Below are 19,060 nucleotides of genomic sequence, written 5' to 3'. Positions count from 1 at the left end.
CTATTCAGAATTAAGTTAAAAACCCGGTTTTTTGAAGAAGGCGAGTTTTTGGGGTATATAATTGATATAAGCTGAGTTATCAGGGTTTATCTGTAACCGCGCGTCTCTTGGTTATTTAATCTTTATTATTGATCACTAAAACTTTAGAAAAACTCAGCCCCAATCATTGCAGAAGGAAATAAACATGATCGCCTTACCCGGATATCAGATTTTAGCACAAATCTACGAAAGTGTTAACTCCGTTGTTTACCGAGCAGTTCGAGAACAGGATCACTCCCCCGTGATTTTAAAGGTGCTACAGGGGGAATTTCCGCCTCAATCTGATATTCAAAAATATGAGCGAGAATATAAAATCCTCCGCAACTTTAATTTAGAAAGTGTGATTAAGGTTTATGAACTTCAAACCTATCAAAATACTTTAGTCATGACCTTAGAAGATTTTGGCGGAGAATCGTTAAAAATCTTATTAGCTACTCAGAAATTTACTCTCTTAGGATTTTTAAACCTAGCGATTAAAATTGCCCAAGGACTACGAGAAATTCATGCTGCCAACCTGATTCACAAAGATATTAACCCTTCCAATATTGTTTTTAATCCCGCTACTGGACAGGTTAAATTAATTGATTTTAGCATTTCCAGTGGATTAACCCAGGAATCCTTACGGCTCCATCCCCCGCAAAATTTAGAAGGAACCCTTTCTTATATTTCTCCCGAACAAACCGGAAGAATGAATCGGTCAGTAGACTATCGAACCGATTTTTATTCCTTGGGAGCAACCTTCTATGAATTATTAACCCAACAGGTACCTTTTCCCACCACCGATGCGATGGAGTTAGTTCACGCCCATCTAGCAAAACAGCCGATTCCTCCCCATGAAATTAACCCAGAAATTCCCCCGATTATTTCTCAAATTGTCCTGAAATTATTATCTAAAACCCCGGAAGAACGCTATCAGAGTGCTTGGGGATTAATTGCCGATTTAGAAGACAGTTTTAAACAATTTCAAGCTACAGGAACCGTTAGCGAATTTGCCTTGGGAATGCAGGATATTTCCGATCAATTTAAGATTCCCAAAAAGCTCTATGGTCGAGAAAACGAGATTGATACCTTAATTCAAGCCTTTGACCGGGTGAGTCAAGGCAAAACCGAAATTATGTTAATTTCTGGATATTCGGGGATTGGAAAATCCGTATTAGTCCAAGAGATTTGTAAATCAATTATTGAAAAAAAAGGTTATTTTATTAGTGGAAAATTCGACCAATTTCAACGCAGTATTCCCTATTCTGCCTTAGTTAATGCCTTTTCTGAATTAGCTAGATTACTCTTGAGTGAAAGTCAAGAAAAGTTGGATCAATGGCGAGAAAAATTATTAAGAGTTTTGGGGCCGAATGGACAAATTATTATTGATGTAATTCCTGAAATTGAACTAATTATCGGCCCGCAACCAACAGTATTAGAATTGGGTGCCGCCGAATCTCAAAATCGGTTTAATTTAGTCTTTCAGAACTTTATTAGTCTGTTTTGTCAACCCGAACATCCCTTAGTAATTTTCTTAGATGATTTACAGTGGGCTGACTCTGCAACTTTGAAATTAATCAAATTAATGTTAACAGATGATGCTACCCAATATTTATTTTTAATTGGAGCCTATCGGGATAACGAAGTTAGTCCTACCCATCCTTTAATGATGATTTTAGAAGGGTTGAAATCCGAATCATTTAGTCCAGAACCCGATACCGATGGCTTAATTCATGAAATTCATCTAACAGCTTTAAATTTGGCACAAGTGACGGAACTGGTAGCCGATACCCTCCATAGCGATATCCATACCGTTCTCCCTTTAGCCGAATTAGTAATCAAAAAAACAGAGGGAAATCCATTTTTTGTGAATGAATTTCTCAAGATATTATATCAAGAAAAACTCCTAATTTTCAACTCAGAAAAAATTGTTTGGCAATGGAATGTTGCCGAAATTAAAGCCCTAGATATTACGGATAATGTCGTTGAATTGATGATTGGTAAGCTCCAGAAACTTCCCCAGAAAACTCAACAGGTTTTACAATTAGTTGCCTGTGTGGGGAATCAATTTGACTTAAATACATTATCCCTAATTTATAGTAAGGAATCCGTTGATACCTTCCAAGATTTATTACCCGCTTTAAAAGAAGGTTTAATTAAACCCCTACTGGATGCTGATAATTTGGAACCGGAACAAATTAATCCCTATTTAGTTCTCAATTATCAATTTCTCCATGACCGGGTTCAACAAGCTGCCTATTCCTTAATTGCGGACTCTCAAAAAAAATCCGTTCACCTAACTATTGGTCGGTTACTATTAGCTAATACACCGCCCCAATATTGGTTAGAAAAGGTATTTGATTTAGTCGATCACCTGAATGTGGGTCGATCTTTAATTAATGATCAACAAGAACAACTGCAATTAGCCAGTTTAAACTTAGAAGCGGGAAAAAAAGCCAAAGATGCCACCGCCTATAGTGCCGCTCGGGAATATTTAATCGCCGGAATTGAAATTTTACCCGATAATAGTTGGGTTGAATATTATTCTTTAGCCTTTGCATTGTATCGAGAACGGGCGGAGATAGAATACTTGAATGGGAATTTTGCTGAAAGTGAAACCTTAATTGAGTTAATTTTACAACACTCTCAATCTAATTTAGAAAAAGCTGAAATTTATAATCTACTTTTAATTCAATATACCTTACAATTAAAATATGAAGCCTCTATCAATGCCGGAATTAAAGCATTAGCTTTATTTGGATTGGATTTACCCACAGAAAACCTACAAACCTTTATTCCCCAGGAATTAGATTCTCTACAAAACTTGATTAATATTAATAATCTATCGACGTTTCTGGAGCAAAACCCAATTGTTGAACCAGACAAAAAAATTACTTTAAAACTTCTGAATAATTTAGCACCCTCCGCCTATGTCAGTAATCCTAGTTTATGGACAGTGGTAATTCTCAAGGGTGTAAAAGTTGCGATTGAATCGGGATATTCTCCAGAGGCCGGATTTTTCTATGCGACCTATGGGATTCTAGTTGCTACAATCTTTAATCAATATCAAACCGCCTATGAGTTAGGTCAATTGGCTTTAAAACTGAATAAAAAGTGGAATTATCCCGTCTATAAGGTATCTGCATCCTTAATTAGTTGTCTCAACTATTGGTTAGAACCGATTAAGAATTCAAATGCTTTAGGTCATGAAGGTTATCAATCTGCTTTAGATTCAGGAGATTTACAATATGCTGGTTATTTATTAAATAATCAATCGCTAAATTTAATGGTGCAGGGTGTAAACTTGCCTAAGTTTTTAATTGAAGTTAAAAACTATTTAAAATTCGCCGATAAAACTGAAAATTATCTGGTGATTGATACCTTAACAGGAGTCCGAGCAATTTTGATCAATTTAATCGGTGAAACCCCAGATTTATTATCTTTTGATGCTCCAGAAATCACAGAATTAGATTATATTGAGAGTAGCCAAAAAAATCGGAAATTCTATTCTCTCTGTCTTTACAAAATTTTTAAACTGCAAGTTCTATACCTATATGGTGAGGTAGAAGCAGCCTTAAAAATAACCTTAGAAGTTGAAGAATTACTACAATTTATTTTAGGATTAATTCCCGTCACAGAATATTATTTTTATTCTTCTTTAATTTTAATTTCCAATTTAGAAAGAGTTTCAGAATCCCAAAAACAGCAGTTTTTAGAAAAAATTAAAAGTAATCAAGAAAAAATTAAAACTTGGTCAGATAACTGTCCGACAAATTTCCTATCTAAATATCTCTTAGTCGAAGCAGAATTGGCTCGATTTTCTCAAGATTCCTTTGCAGCAATTGATTTATATGAACAAGCAATATCAACGGCACAGGAAGCCGGATTTATTCAAAATGTTGCCCTCAGTCATGAACTCACGGCTAAATTTTGGATGAATTATCATAAACTCAAATATGCCAATATTCACCTACGAGAAGCCTATTATAGCTATCAACGTTGGGGTGCAGTTCGTAAAGTCGAACAGTTAGAAACCGAATATCCTCAACTCAAATATTTAGCCACCCTTAAACCTGCTTTATTTGAAACGGAATCCGTTACCCTGAGTACCTCCCATGGCAGTAGTTTAGCGTTATTGGATTTAAGCACCGTCATTAAAGCATCTCAATCCATTTCACGGGAAATTGTTTTAGAGAAATTATTAGCTAACTTAATGAAAATTGTGATTGAAAATGCGGGGGCACAAAAAGGATTTTTAATTTTATACGACGATGATAAATTAGTAATTGAAGCTGAGGCTTCAACGGATAACGAAGAAGTCATTGTTCATCCTAAAGTCAATGTTGAAAAAGGGTCAAATTTACCTTTAACTGTCATTTATTATGTGGAAAGAACCGGGCATGATGTAGTATTAATGAATGCCACGCTAGAAGGACAATTTACTCATGATCCCTATATTAATAACCATAAAATTAAATCTATTTTATGTACTCCGATTATTAGCCAAGGGAAACTTTTAGGAATTTTATATTTAGAAAATAACTTAACAGCCGGAGCCTTTACCTCAGAGCGAATTGAAGTTTTAAACCTACTATCTTCCCAAGCTGCGGTGTCTTTAGAAAATGCCCTGTTATATGCCTCTGTTGAAAATAAAGTTCAAGAACGTACCCAAGAACTCAACGAAAAAAATTCCCGTTTAGAACAAACTTTAAACCAACTCAAACATACCCAAGCCCAATTAATTCAAAGCGAAAAAATGTCCTCTCTAGGACAAATGGTAGCGGGAGTCGCCCATGAAATTAATAATCCCGTAAGTTTTATTTATGGAAATCTTACCCCCGCCAGTGAATATGTTCAAGATTTACTCCGATTAATTGAAATCTATCAACAGGAATATCCTCAACCTAAACCCTTAATTACAGAAACCATTTCTGAGATTGATTTAGATTTTTTAGTCACAGATTTACAAAAACTATTAGTGTCAATGAAAGTCGGGGCTGAAAGAATTCGGAATATTGTTTTAAGTCTGCGAAACTTCTCCCGTTTGGATGAAGCGGAAATGAAACCTGTAGATATTCATGAAGGGATTGATAGCACCTTAATGATTTTACAAACTAGATTCCGAGGCTCGACCCACAGTACGGAAATTGAAGTGATTAAAAACTATGGTCAACTGCCAAAAGTGAACTGTTATGTCTCTCAACTGAATCAAGTTTTTATGAATATTATTAGTAATGGTATTGATGCCTTAGAACATCGTCGCCATCTGATGAATCAAGCTGATTATCCCCCCATAATTACCATTTCTACCCAAAAAGTCAACGATCATCAAGTTAAAATTTCGATTGCAGATAATGGTTTAGGAATGAATTCAGAAATTCTACAACGAATTTTTGATCCCTTTTTTACCACAAAACCCGTCGGTAGTGGGACGGGTTTGGGTCTATCAATTAGTTACTCAATTGTTGTTGAACGTCATCAGGGTCAAATGAGTTGCAATTCCAAACCCGGAGAAGGATCAGAATTTACTATCCTAATCCCAATTAATTAAAATTTTGGGGACTGAACACTTTAAACAACTATAGGAGGGAAAGGGGAATTACGAATTACGAATTACGAATTACGAACAGGGGGAAATTAGTGTTGACACTCTCAGGTCTGAAGACACTGAGATTCTGCGGACAGAATTAGTTTAATCTAATTCTCGCTACGACTGCCAAAGATCGTCTACTGAGTTGATTAGGTAAGAAACCCGATCTTCCCGATACTTTTACTCTTGAATCAATACACTTTCACCAAGCCATCACTAAGCCAAGTTGCGGTACGCTCTGCAATCTGCCATTGTTTACTCCTTGCTTGTCATACTGCCGTTAGGACTTTAACCTAACCGTTGTTTCAGGGGAGTCGGGATTTCTCCGATACTAGAATGCTTCAACACGCAGATGTTTATTGTTCTTACTTGTGTTTTTTGATTCTAGCACATCTTTTAATATTTCAAGGGGAATAAATTCCCTTGCGTCGCGTTTCCTCTGGTGGTCTGAAGACACTGAGTTTCCACTCTCCCAAATTTGTCTTATGAAAAATCCCCAGCTTTTGGTTGACTGGGGAAAGCGCGAATTGAGAACGTGCGATAGTTGTTACAATCTAACCCCACAGGATTTGTGGACACATCTACCTTTAGATAGATATGGCAACTGAGTCAATTATCTAGCCAATTGGTCAGGATTTTTGTATCTGCCGTTGAAAATCTCCGGCTGTATCTTTGACCTGTCCAGCGCCCTTAGCAGCCTGATTTTTAATCTCCTTTGAGGTTTTTTCCGCCCCCTTCTGGACTTGATTTAGGGCTTGTTTGGTGTTACCTTCAGCCTTGTTAATATTCTGTTGGGTTCCTTCCTTCAAATCCCCAGCCATTTTACTGGCTGAGTCACTAACTTTTTCTGATACATCCTTGACCCGTTTCACGATATCTTGGTCACTGTTGTTATAGGCATACATCTCACCTGTTTGCTTAGATTTAACCGAGCTAGGAAGTTCACTGGTTAATCCTTTAGCCTGATTGGAACTGCCCTCTCCCGGTGACTGAGCCGTGGGAGGAGTATTACTACAAGCGGTACTGATAAACATTAATAATCCCGCAAAAAACACACCTAAAATATTTTTGAAGGATATAGACCGTAGAGCTTGAATTAATTTCTGCATTTTGATGATTCCTAAACTTTGATTAAATTAATTGAATTTGCTTTTATTACTCATTCAGCTTAAAGTAAATAAATTATTTTACCCTCTAGCTCAAGGAATATATTGGTTGATTTAATTAACTTGTTTTCTATTCATTTCGGTTAAAAAAAGTCGCAAATTGCTATAATTAACCATAACCCTTAGAACTTCAACCCAATCATCTGCTAAATTGAAAACATGACTAAAAACAGCGAAGGATATAAAATTGTTAGCGACAACCGCAAAGCCCGCTATCTTTACGAGATTTTAGAGACCTATCAAGCGGGCATCGCCCTTGAGGGAACGGAAGTCAAGTCAATTCGGGCGGGTAAAGTCAACCTGCAAGATGCCTATGCCTTAATTCGGGGGGGTGAAGCTTGGCTATTGAATGCCCATATCTCGCCCTTTGAAAAGGCCAGTGTTTATTTTAACCATGATCCTCGTCGCACCCGCAAATTATTGCTGCATAAAGAACAAATTAATAAACTATTGGGACAGGTCGAACAAAAGGGGTTAACATTAGTTCCCCTGAAAATGTACCTCAAGGAAGGCCGAGTTAAAGTTGATATTGCCGTTGGCCGAGGCAAAAAACTCCACGATAAACGGGATGATATTCGTCAAAAAGATGATAAAAGGGCGATGGAAAGGGCAATGAAACAGTATTAAATTATAACGATCTTTAATAGCATTAAATTCTTCCCCTGCCCTTTTAGATAAGGGGGCTGGGGGGTTAGGTCTTAGTTTATAATAAAGTAAAATAATTAATTGCCTAAAATTAGGAGAACTCTCAACATGACAACAGAACAACCGACCCGGAAAGAACGCGATAGTATGGGAGAAATTGAGGTTAAAAGCGATCGCTATTGGGGCGCTCAAACTCAACGTTCTATCTATTATTTTAATATAGGCAATGATTTAATGCCCAAAGAAGTGATTACCGCCTTTGGGATTCTGAAAAAAGCCGCGGCTATCACCAATCAAGAATTAGGAAAACTCCCCGCAGATAAAGCTCAATTAATCGTTCAAGCCGCCGATGAAGTGATTGATGGCAAACTCGATGATCACTTTCCTTTAAAGGTTTGGATGACCGGAAGTGGAACCCAATCTAATATGAATATTAATGAAGTGATTGCTAATCGAGGGATTGAAATTTCCGGCGGAATATTAGGCAGTAAAACCCCAATTCATCCCAATGATCATGTTAATATGTCCCAATCTTCTAATGATACCTTTCCTACCGCCATGCACATTGCGGCGGCGATCGCCGTGACCCAAAGGTTAATTCCCAGCGTCAAAAAAATGCGAGATGAGTTACAAAAAAAAGTCGATGAATTTGCCGATATTGTTAAAATTGGCAGAACCCATTTACAAGATGCTGTTCCCTTAACTTTAGGTCAAGAATTTTCCGGTTATGTTGCTCAACTCGATGCAGATTTAAAGCGTCTTGAACTTATTTTACCCGATTTATATGAATTAGCCATTGGTGGAACCGCCGTTGGAACGGGATTAAATACCCCGAAAGGATTTGCAGAAAAAGTCTCTAATCAGATTAGTCAATTAACCGGATTACCCTTTATTTCTGCTCCGAATAAATTTGCAGCCATGGCCGCCCATGATGGTCTAGTTATGGCTAGTGGGGCATTAAAAACCCTAGCCTGTTCGTTGATGAAAATTGCCAACGATATTCGGTTTTTAGGCAGTGGCCCCCGTTGTGGTTTAGGAGAGTTAATATTACCAGAAAATGAACCCGGTTCATCAATTATGCCGGGGAAAGTTAACCCAACCCAATGCGAAGCGATCACCATGGTAGCTGCCCAGGTAATAGGTTATGATACTGCTATTACTATTGCAGGTTCCCAAGGGCATTTTGAGTTAAATGTGTTCAAACCGATGATCATTTTTAACTTCATTCAATCGGTGGCTATTTTATCCGATAGTTGTCATAATTTTACAGATTTCTTATTAACTGGATTAAAAGTTAATCGAAATAAAATTAACAGCTATGTTGAACAATCTTTAATGTTAGTAACAGCTTTAGCTCCTAAAATTGGCTATGATCATGCTGCCCAAGTTGCCCATATTGCCCTGGAAAAAAATCTGACTTTAAAGGAAGTTTGTTTGCAATTAGGATATATTTCCAGTGAAGAATTTGACCAGATTGTCAATCCCTATAAAATGGCTTATCCTGATGTCTAAGTTGTGATTTTAGCTGAAGTCGCAAATTCAGTCTAAAACCCTTGATTAAATCCCGAATTAGACCCCCTGAATCTCCTTTAACAAAAGTTTTGCTCCTTGGGAAAAGCGGTTTAGGAGGGGTCTATAGCGCTACGCATTAAAGTTAGGACACTTCTAAATCCTGAAACTCATTCCCTGTCCCCTGTTCCCTGTTCCCTAGTGCGTAGCACTATAGGATGGGAGAACAAGTTAAGTGTATTCTTTGTAACAATTTATCCTATAATCGGCGTGAGAGCTTTCTATTGATTGGTATTTGGGGAAATCTGTTGAATTTAAACAAGCAGTGATCTATACTAATTAAATTATATCTTTTCATACTTTAACTAGCATCCTTTCTTTTGAAACTTGATTTTATTTCCAGATTTAATCTCAATCCATGTAATAATTTATACTTTCCCTCAAAAAAATGTTACCAAAAAACACATTAATATTTCCTGACCGTCCCCTCGCATTAAATTCTCCTTTCTATATTCGTCGCTCTCCTAGTGAAGAATTGGCTTATACAGAACTCGAAAAATCTGGGAGCTTATTGCGAGTCACAGCGCCAAGAAAAATGGGAAAAAGTTCCTTAATGTTAAGGTTAATAGATTATGGAGAAACCTTGGGATACCGTACCGTTTTAATTGATTTTCTACAAGTTGATCAAGAAATTTTTGAAAGTAGTGATAAATTTCTGCGGTGGCTGTGTATTAATGTAGCTCGAAAATTAAAACTGGAACCCAAATTAGAAGACTATTGGGATGAAGATATGGGAAGTAAAGTGAGTTGTACACTCTATTTTGAACTTTATATTTTCCCACAAATTAATTGCCCACTATTCCTGGTTTTCAATGAGTTAAATATTGTATTTGAACATACAAATATTAGTCAGAATTTTCTACCTTTAATTCGATTTTGGTATGAACAATCTCGACATAACCAGACTTGGGAAAATATCCACTTATTTTTAGTTCAATCGACGGAATTTTATGTGTCTTTAAATATTAATCAATCTCCTTTTAATATGGGATTGTCCATTGAATTGCCTCCGTTTACGGTTAATCAAGTTCAAAATCTGGCTGAACGTTATCACCTGAATTTTAGTGATCCTCAAATTCAAAAATTAACCCATTTAGTCGGAGGACATCCCTATTTATTGCATCTGGCTATTTATCATCTAGCCAATAATTTAATCAGCCTAGAAGACTTATTAAAAAAAGCTCCAACCCTAGAGGGAATTTACAAAGAACACTTACAATCTATTTGGCTGATTCTACACAAAAAACCCGAACTGGCGATCGCCATGCAACGGGTTGCTACCTCTAAAATAGATATACAATTAGAACCGATGATTGCCTATCAATTATATAGTTTAGGTATAGTTAATTTGAAAGAAAACTACTGTACACCATCCTGCGAACTCTATCATCTCTATTTTAGCACCCAAATTCTCAGTGAAAACCTTAATGCTCCGATTAATTTAAAACAGCTACAGGAAGAAAATAAAATGTTAAAATCCCTAGTTTATATTGACACCTTGACCCAGGTTTTTAACCGTAGAGAATTTGATCGCTCCGTAGATATTGAATGGAAACGAATGATGCGGGAAATTGCCCCATTATCTTTAATTTTATGTGATATTGATCATTTTAAAATTTATAATGATACCTATGGTCATCAAGCCGGAGATCACTGCTTAATGGCCGTAGCCCAGGCTATTCGTGATATGGTTCAACGTCCGGGGGATATGGTCGCCCGTTATGGGGGTGAAGAATTTGTGATTGTTCTCCCTCAAACCGATGCTAAAGGTGCAATGTACATTGCAGAATCTGTGCGTGAGAATATTAATGCCTTAGCTCTGCCTTTTAACACTGATAAATTGCCAAACCGTCGGGCACCAATTATTACCATTAGTTTAGGAGTTGCCACTGCGATTCCCGGTGTAGATGCGATCGATATTGAAACCTTATTTTCAGCAACTGATGAAGCTCTATATGAAGCGAAAAAAAATGGTAAAGATCAAGTTAAATTGAGTTCATTTCTCCGATTTCAATATTAATTTAATCTAAAATTCATGAAAATAATTAACTTTTGTCAACCTGCTATTTCTGTGATTAACAAACTTAAATATCCCCAAAAATTTCTCTTGATTAGTTGTATTTTTATCATTCCTTTGAGTTTGATGATGTATCTTCTCATCTCAGAAGTTCAAAACCGGATTGATTTTGCAGCCCAGGAAAAGTTAGGAAATACCTATCTCCGGCCTTTACGAAAAATCTATCCTAAAATTTATCAAGCTCAATTATTAATAGCTAATCCTAATTTTAGTCCTGAAGATAAAACTCAGTTAGAAAAAATTAAAGTAGAGATTCAGGAGCAGATTAAAATTTTAGACGAAATTGAAAAAAAAACAGGGCATATATTATCGACAACTGCACTTTTTCAAGAAATTAAAGATAGTTGGAGAACCTTAGAAGATAATCAGAACGTCTGGAGTTTACAAACTCAAAAAGTTTATTATGATATTATTTTAGATCAAATTAATCGACTTAGATTTCAAGTGGGTGACGAATCTAATTTGATTCTTGACCCGGATTTAGATACCTATTATTTAATGGATGCTACCCTGTTAAAATTACCTGAAATCAGTAAAATTTTAGCAGATATTAGGTTAATTAGTCAAGATATTAGTCAGCGTGAACAAAAGGAACTAACTCAAAAAGAATATTGGAAAATTACAACAATTTCAGGACTTTTAAATGATTATAATGAAAAACTCAAACGAACATTTGAAGTCTCTTTTAATAATGACTCTATGGGTAATCTTCAACCCAAATTAACCCAAGACTTGAATTTACTTACCGATAATATTAAAAATCTCAATGATGGACTGAGTGACGTGATTAGAACTGGAGATACTACCCAGATGCAAAAGTATTTTACAGAAGCCGAAGCTAATATAGAACAAACTTGGATTTTATGGGATAAAACTATTGATGAACTAGATGTTTTATTACAGCATCGTATTAATGGTTTTTTACATCGACAAATCTTTTTATCTATTCTAGTTTTAATCACATTATTAGTAGTTATTTATCTCTTTATTGGATTTTATCGATCCGTGATGCAAACGGTTAATAGTTTGAGTATTGCTTCTCAAAAAATGATCGCGGGAGAAATGAATGAAACCCTACATTTGGACAATCAAGATGAATTATCAGAAGTCGCTAAATCCTTTAATAATATGGCTTTTGCTTTGGTGAAAGCTAATCAAGAAATTACCTCTCTCAACCAACAATTAACCTCAGAAAATGTTAGAATGAGTGCGGAGTTACAAGTAACTCGTCAATTGCAAAAAATGATTTTACCGAATGAAGATGAACTTTCTGAAATTGCCCATTTAGATATTGCGGGTTATATGGAACCTGCGGATGAAGTCGGAGGAGACTATTATGATGTTTTACAACATAGTAATGGGATGGTAAAAATTGGCATTGGAGACGTGACCGGACATGGATTAGAATCGGGGGTTTTAATGTTAATGGTACAAACGGCAGTCCGCACTTTAATTACCTGTAACGAAACAGATCCAATGTTTTTTTTAACTACTCTTAATCGCGTCATTTATGATAATGTTCAACGGATGAAATCCGATAAAAATTTAACCTTTTCTTTAATTGATTATTATAATGGATTTTTAAGCATTTGTGGTCAACATGAGGAAATGATTGTGGTGCGATCGCAATTAAACTGTGATCCAAAATCCGATCCAGAATGTTATCCTTTAGTAGAAACCATTGATACAATCGATTTAGGATTTCCTATTGGTTTAGAAGCGGATATTACGGATTTTATTGGTTCTATTAATATTAAATTAAATCCCGGAGATGGAGTTGTTTTATATACGGACGGAATTACAGAAGCTGAAAATAATAAACATAAATTTTATTCTTTAGAAAGACTCTGTGAAATTGTTAAAAAACATTGGCATTTGACATCAGGAGAAATTCGCCAAGCGGTCATTGATGATCTGCGATCGCATATTGGCAAACATAAGGTTTATGATGATATTACTTTAATTGTTTTAAAACAAAGATAAGTCAGATTATGCAAGGAGTTAGACAATGAAAATTAATCTTAACAACGACCAACAAATTATAGAAGAAGTATTTAATATTTTAATTGAAAATTTAGATCCTTCTAAAATTGGCCGTTTTTGGACAATCTGTAATTTAGGAAGTGGGGACTATTCCCAACTTAAAGATAAATTATTTGCCCGAGAAACTGTTGATAGTCTTTATGAAAAAATTAAAGCACAAGAAAGGGAATAGGGAATAGGGAATAGGGAATAGGGAATAGGGAATAGGGAATAGGGAATAGGGAATAAGGGGAAAAGACTTCACCTTATTCTTTGTTGGATCAATCTTTGTCCTAATCCTAACTCCCTTGACTACTGCTATAACGGATAATTCCGTTGTAAAAAGGCTTCAGCAGCAGCGCGATCGCCTATTTCTCCATCTAATGTAAGCGTTAACAAATCATCCAAAATTTGTTTAAATTGATCACTGGGTTTATATCCCATGGCTTTTAAATCATGACCATTTAAAGGAGGTTTAATGTCTCGCCATTGGGTTAAATATTGCCAAATTCGCTTTCTGACTTGTCGAGGAGATTGCACCGCCATTAAAATTAACATTGATAAATTATAGGGTTTAAATAACCAGAAAAACTGACTATTTTTTTCCAATTTATATATATTTTCAAGCATCTGATTTTTAGCTAATTCCAAACTTTTTAACCGTTCAATAGTTCCCGCCTGTAGCTGAAGATTCTGTGCCACTTTTTCCCGATATTCTGGGGATAAATAAGCTACTAATACCTCCAAACGAACTTCCCAATGGTTTAAATTGTTTTCGGGATCAAAGCGTTGTAAACAGCGATCAACAGACCGTACTTGTCGCCATAACTGCGGACTTAATTCTAAGCTGGGATGAATACACCGTAACGCTTTTAACTCCCCTAAAAGTTTTAACGAACGTTTCCAATCGGGAGATTGAAAAATATATCTTAACTCACTTTTTAAACGGGTTTCTAAAGCCGGAATTCGACGATTTTGATCAAAGGATTTATTACTTTCTTCCCGTTGTTTTTCATAAATTCCACTACTAATCGCATAACTAATATATTCTTGAGTTTGAGCTTCAATTTCAAATCCCAGCCGCACTGTAAACCGCACCGCCCGATAAATTCGAGTCGGATCTTCAATAAAACTATTCGCGTGTAAAACCCGAATTTTTCCAGATTCTAAATCCGCTAATCCCCCAAAAAAGTCTAATAATTCCCCAACTTGAGGAGAAGTTAACCGCAATGCTAAGGCATTAATTGTAAAATCTCTCCTGTATAAATCCTGACGAATGGAACTCGCTTCGACTTGAGGATTAGCCGCCGGATAGGGATAAAATTCCGTTCTTGCGGTGGCAATATCAATCCAAAGAGAATCTAAAATTGGGTCATTATGCCATAATAAAGCCGCGGTTTGAAATTGTCCATGAACATCTAATCTTGCTGCGGGATAATGTTTTTGTAAATCCTGGGCTAATTCCACCGCCGGAGAAACAGATGATGAAATATCCGGGCTAAAATTAGCATTTTTATAACAGCCATCCACGACAATATCAATATCATTCAGTAATACCGTTGTTTCCGATTTTGCTAATAATAAATCACGGACTGCTCCCCCAACTAAATAAATCTGCCATCCGCGTTTTTCTGCTAAAAATGATAGGCGATTCAGTAAAGTTAATAAAGGTGTGGCTAATTTTTCTTCTAAGAGTTCTTCTACACTGGTACAGGTCAACCCGGGAATACAGCCTTTAAAAATTGATTTCTGCGGCCGTTGTTGTTGATGAAGTAACCTTAAAACATCGGTTCGAGTAACAATTCCCACTAAATTTTTATCTTGTAAAACGGGTAATCTACCAATATCATAAGTCACCATTAAGGCTTCAATTTCCGGTAAGGTTGTTTCTGGAGTAATGGTTTTTAATTGGGGTGTCATATAGCCCTTAACCGGGGCGTGACTAAAGCCATGATGCAGGGCAATATCTAAGTCTCGACGGGAAATAATTCCTACTAATTGATCCTGTTCATCCACCACCGAAAGACCGGAATGATCATAACGTAATAAAATCCGATGGGCTTCTTCCACGGAGGTATTGGGGCGAATAGTTCTCACCGGAGAAGACATTAATTCCTGCGCCGTTGGCGGGTGGGGAATTTGTGCTTTTAATTGTTCAACTAATTGCTCTAAAATTTCTGAAAAATTGCCTTCTTTTAACGCGACTGAAGCCGCCCGGGTATGACCACCACCGCCATAAGGTTTAAACAATTCATTCAAGTTGGTTTTTTCAATTCGAGACCGTCCAATAATACTTAATCGATCTCCTTCTCCCCGACCATATTGATTAGCTAATAGTAAGGCATCACTTTCGGTTAAATCAATTAATTCTGATGCCAAAGTTGATAATCCTGGCACATATTCATCGGTTTTAAATAATATCCAAGCGACGGTATAACCTCTAATTGTTGATTTTTGTAATTGTTCTAAGGCTAGACTTAATAACTCTTGTAATTTCTGGGGTAAACCGGGTTCGACATATTCAGCAATCACGGGTAAATTAGCGCCTTGTTCCATTAACCAAGCTAATGCTATGGCATCTCTAGCGGTGGAATGGGGAAAGGTTAAGGAACCCGTATCTAAATGGATTCCTAATGCCATTACCGTCGCTTCTGCGGTGGTTAAAAGCGGTTTTTGGGGTTGATTTCTTAACATTTCCACAATTAATGTTGTAGTCGCCCCAACGGATTCAATATGGGTTTCTGTGGCGGGAATATCGGATATTGTATCGGGATGATGATCGTATATTCTAATGGCGGATAAATTGGCTAACTTAAACCATTCGGCACTTTTTCCTAAGCGATCGCAACTTTGGGTATCAACAACACTAATCGAATGAATTTTATTTGGATTCACAGAGCGCTGTTCAATTAAAGCAAATTCATCTCGATATAAGGCTAAAAAATCCCTCACCGCCGGATGACTTCCCCCCGCTAATACAATTCGACTTCCTGGGTAAATTCGAGTTAATCCCACCGCCGCACCGAGGGCATCAAAATCAACGGTTTTATGGCATAAAATTAGGTGCATAAAGTTAATAATAATTAAGTTAGATCTTTGATTAATTTTACCATAAAAAATCCATCCATATTCTGTCTATGGGGCCAAATCTTAATCCAGCCTTCCGGTTCGGGAGTTAAACAAAAACTTTCCGGGGGAGGTTGAATTTTCCAGTTAGAATGTTGACTTAAAAAGTTTTGAATTAGGGTTTCATTTTCTTGAGGATGGAGAGTACAGGTGGCATAGACTAAACAGCCGCCTGGTTTGACCCAATTTTGAGTTGTTTCTAATAGTTCTGATTGCAATTGAGACAGGTCTTGGATATTTTTAAGATCATGTTTCCATCTTCCATCCGCCCGTCGATGTAAGGTTCCTAAACCGGAACAGGGAGCATCTAATAATAGCCGATCAGCTATCTCGAAACACCCATCTAATTTCCTAGCATCGCCTGCTTTGATTTGAATGGAATTAAGTTTTAATCGAGTTAAATTTTGCTTAATTTTTTTCAATCTGGATTTAATAGAATCAAAGGCTAAAACTTGACCTTGATCTTGAATTAATTCAGCAATATGGGTGGTTTTTCCACCCGGGGCGGCACAGGCGTCAATAATAGTTTCTCCGGGTTGGGGATCTAATAAATAGCTAACCCATTGGGCGCTACCATCTTGAATTGACCACCAACCTTGATTATAACCGGGTAAATCTTTAATTGATCCGATACTACCAGTTAATCTTAATCCTAGGGGTAAACCGGAAATTCTATTAACAGAAATTCCCCTAGATTGAAATTCTGATTCTACGGTTTCTAAAGTCGTTTGTAGGGGATTAATTCTTAAATCAATAGTGGGAGATTGATTAAACCAAGTACAAAGCTGTTCGGTTTCTGCTAATCCTAAAGTATCTAACCAAAATTGAATTAGCCAGTCGGGAAAACTATAGATAATTCCTAATTTTTCTATAGGATTTTGAGGTAATTTAAAGGGGGTAAAAACAGAGTTAAAAGAATCAGAAGTTTCTACAGGACATTTTTCGGATTCTCTAATATAATGTCTCAATATACCATTGACAAAACCACTAAAATGGGTTAGTCCATTCTGTTTAACTAATTCAACACTGGTATCTACCGCGGCCGAATTAGGAACTTGATTCAGATAGCAAATTTGATAAAAACCGAGATGTAGTATAGTACGAATATCCGGGTGCTGTTGATGGGATTTTTTCGGGGCTAAGTAATCAATTAAACTATCAAGCGATCGCCGTCTACGCACACAACCATAGACTAATTCCGTGGTTAAGCGTCGGTTAATATCTGATAGATCGGATTCACGAAGCCATTGATCTAAAACCACATCTGCGAGCCCCCCTCGTCGGTTAATGTCTCGGAGTGCTAAAAATGCAACTTGGCGTGGATTATTATTCACAGTTATTATAAAATTCAATTCCAGGTAATTGGAAAATAATTGCTCCTCGTAAGATTGTATGAATCTCCTTCAGGAAACCCAAGTAACCCATGACTACAACTGAATCAAGACTATCAGAATTTGGTGCATTTATTCAAACAAAATTCAAGATATTTTCTTCGGGTTTTGTTTTATCTCAGGCTCCTACTTATGACACTTGGCGAAAGCATTTAATTCAAAAACGCCTAAATTTAGGTTTTAGCCTAGCTCTACTTTCCTATTTTACCTTTAGTGCCTCAGAAATTAACAATTTTTTCTTTGATCCTGAGCATTTTCAACCCTCTTGGTTAGTCACACAAATTGTCGTCGAGTGTGGTTTAATCATCGGTTTATTGCTCCTGAGAACTCCCCTGGGTCATAAACATCCAGCCTCGATGTTTCTGTTGTTTTCTTGGTTAGTTACCATTAGCCCCCAAATTCGAGGAACATTAAGTGGAGTCGCCCGGGCTTCAATTATTGAATGGCCGTTAATGTTTTTTTCCCAAGCCACATTAATTCCGGTTTATTGGCCGTTACATTTAATTTCTCAATTAGGGGTGTTTGTATATTATCAGGGAAGTCAAATTTTACTGAATCTAAAAGTTGAGCTTCCCGCCGATTGGATGACGGCTGATTTCCTATTTCTCTATCTATTTTGGATTTGTGTAATTTGTAATCTTTCGGTGTATTTATATGACCGTTTAGCCCGATCAGAATTTAATTCTCGTCAATCTTTAGAAAAAGCCTATAGCCAAGTCAAAGAAGAACAGGAACGCTCAGAAAGTTTACTCTTAAATATTCTACCCCATTCCATTGCCCAAAGGTTAAAACTGCAACCCAGTACCATTGCTGATAGTTTCACCGATGCTGGGGTTTTATTTGCTGATATTGTTGGTTTTACTGAACTTTCAGGACGTTTTGATCCGCCACAATTAGTTGATTTACTGAATCAAATCTTTTCTGCATTTGATCATTTAGCCGAACTTCATGGGTTAGAAAAGATTAAAACTATCGGCGATTCTTATATGGTGGTTTCAGGTTTACCCATTCCCCACGATGATTATGCGGAAGCGATCGCAGCTATGGCATTAGATATGCAAAAAACCTTGAGAGAATTCAATCTTAAAACTGAACAAAATTTTCATATTAGAATTGGAATTGCTACGGGCCCAGTTGTGGCGGGAGTGATTGGAATTAAGAAATTTATTTATGATTTATGGGGAGATACGGTTAATATTGCTAGTCGGATGGAGTCCCATGGTATTGCCGATGAAATTCAAGTCACAGAAACCACCTATTTAGTGTTAAAAGAAAAATATCTATTTGAAAAGCGAGGAATCATTGAGGTCAAAGGTAAGGGAAAAATGACCACTTATTTATTAAAGGGAAAACTAACCTAAGCGTTATAGCAACCGCCAAGGCAGTTAGGACACCAGACGGATCTTGGAACCCAGACAGTGAAGTATTTCCCCTCGTCCTCCCTCTCCTCCTCCTC

General features: G+C 36.7%; 10 protein-coding genes. 7 read left to right on the top strand and 3 right to left on the bottom strand.

Annotation, left to right across the window (positions count from 1 at the left end; translation table 11 throughout):
• Positions 1-184: 184 nt before the first annotated feature.
• Positions 185-5,569: a trifunctional serine/threonine-protein kinase/ATP-binding protein/sensor histidine kinase gene (locus AC559H_RS12550; protein WP_026795645.1), complete on the top strand. Its 5,385-nt coding sequence runs from the start codon at positions 185-187 to the stop codon at positions 5,567-5,569.
• A 668-nt stretch (positions 5,570-6,237) separates the two neighbouring features.
• Here the strand turns inward: AC559H_RS12550 and AC559H_RS12545 are convergent.
• Positions 6,238-6,717, bottom strand: a complete 480-nt coding sequence (locus AC559H_RS12545) for a DUF6658 family protein (protein ID WP_026785885.1) — start codon at positions 6,715-6,717, stop codon at positions 6,238-6,240.
• Between the two features lie 216 nt (positions 6,718-6,933).
• Between AC559H_RS12545 and smpB the strand changes: the two genes are divergently transcribed.
• The 5 genes from smpB to AC559H_RS12520 all read left to right on the top strand — a co-directional run bounded on the left by smpB (position 6,934) and on the right by AC559H_RS12520 (position 13,280).
• The gene (smpB, locus tag AC559H_RS12540) at positions 6,934-7,401 is read left to right on the top strand and encodes an SsrA-binding protein SmpB (protein ID WP_026785886.1); all 468 of its coding nucleotides are present in this window, start codon (positions 6,934-6,936) and stop codon (positions 7,399-7,401) included.
• Positions 7,402-7,527: 126 nt separating this feature from the next.
• Positions 7,528-8,931, top strand: coding sequence for a class II fumarate hydratase (fumC, locus tag AC559H_RS12535; RefSeq protein ID WP_026795646.1), 1,404 nt, complete (start codon positions 7,528-7,530; stop codon positions 8,929-8,931).
• A 445-nt stretch (positions 8,932-9,376) separates the two neighbouring features.
• Positions 9,377-11,008, top strand: coding sequence for an AAA-like domain-containing protein (locus AC559H_RS12530; RefSeq protein ID WP_026795647.1), 1,632 nt, complete (start codon positions 9,377-9,379; stop codon positions 11,006-11,008).
• A 15-nt stretch (positions 11,009-11,023) separates the two neighbouring features.
• Entirely contained in the window at positions 11,024-13,048 is a 2,025-nt protein-coding gene (locus AC559H_RS12525) for a SpoIIE family protein phosphatase (protein WP_026795648.1), read from the top strand.
• 25 nt (positions 13,049-13,073) lie between these two features.
• Positions 13,074-13,280 carry a hypothetical protein gene (locus tag AC559H_RS12520; RefSeq protein WP_026795649.1) on the top strand — a complete coding sequence of 69 codons (207 nt, stop codon included), beginning with the start codon at positions 13,074-13,076 and terminating at the stop codon, positions 13,278-13,280.
• A 125-nt stretch (positions 13,281-13,405) separates the two neighbouring features.
• Here AC559H_RS12520 and AC559H_RS12515 read toward each other — a convergent pair whose 3' ends face one another.
• On the bottom strand, positions 13,406-16,156 hold the full coding sequence (locus AC559H_RS12515) for a CBS domain-containing protein (protein WP_026795650.1): 2,751 nt from the start codon (positions 16,154-16,156) through the stop codon (positions 13,406-13,408).
• 14 nt (positions 16,157-16,170) lie between these two features.
• Positions 16,171-17,547 carry a 16S rRNA (cytosine(967)-C(5))-methyltransferase gene (locus AC559H_RS12510; protein WP_026795651.1) on the bottom strand — a complete coding sequence of 459 codons (1,377 nt, stop codon included), beginning with the start codon at positions 17,545-17,547 and terminating at the stop codon, positions 16,171-16,173.
• 89 nt (positions 17,548-17,636) lie between these two features.
• Between AC559H_RS12510 and AC559H_RS12505 the strand changes: the two genes are divergently transcribed.
• Positions 17,637-18,965 (top strand): adenylate/guanylate cyclase domain-containing protein, encoded by a 1,329-nt coding sequence (locus AC559H_RS12505; protein ID WP_026795652.1) that lies wholly within the window; start codon positions 17,637-17,639, stop codon positions 18,963-18,965.
• Positions 18,966-19,060 lie beyond the last annotated feature (95 nt).

Source organism: Planktothrix prolifica NIVA-CYA 540, from assembly GCF_963864145.1.
GTDB lineage: Bacteria > Cyanobacteriota > Cyanobacteriia > Cyanobacteriales > Microcoleaceae > Planktothrix > Planktothrix agardhii.
This window is presented reverse-complemented; position numbering and strand designations above follow the sequence as displayed.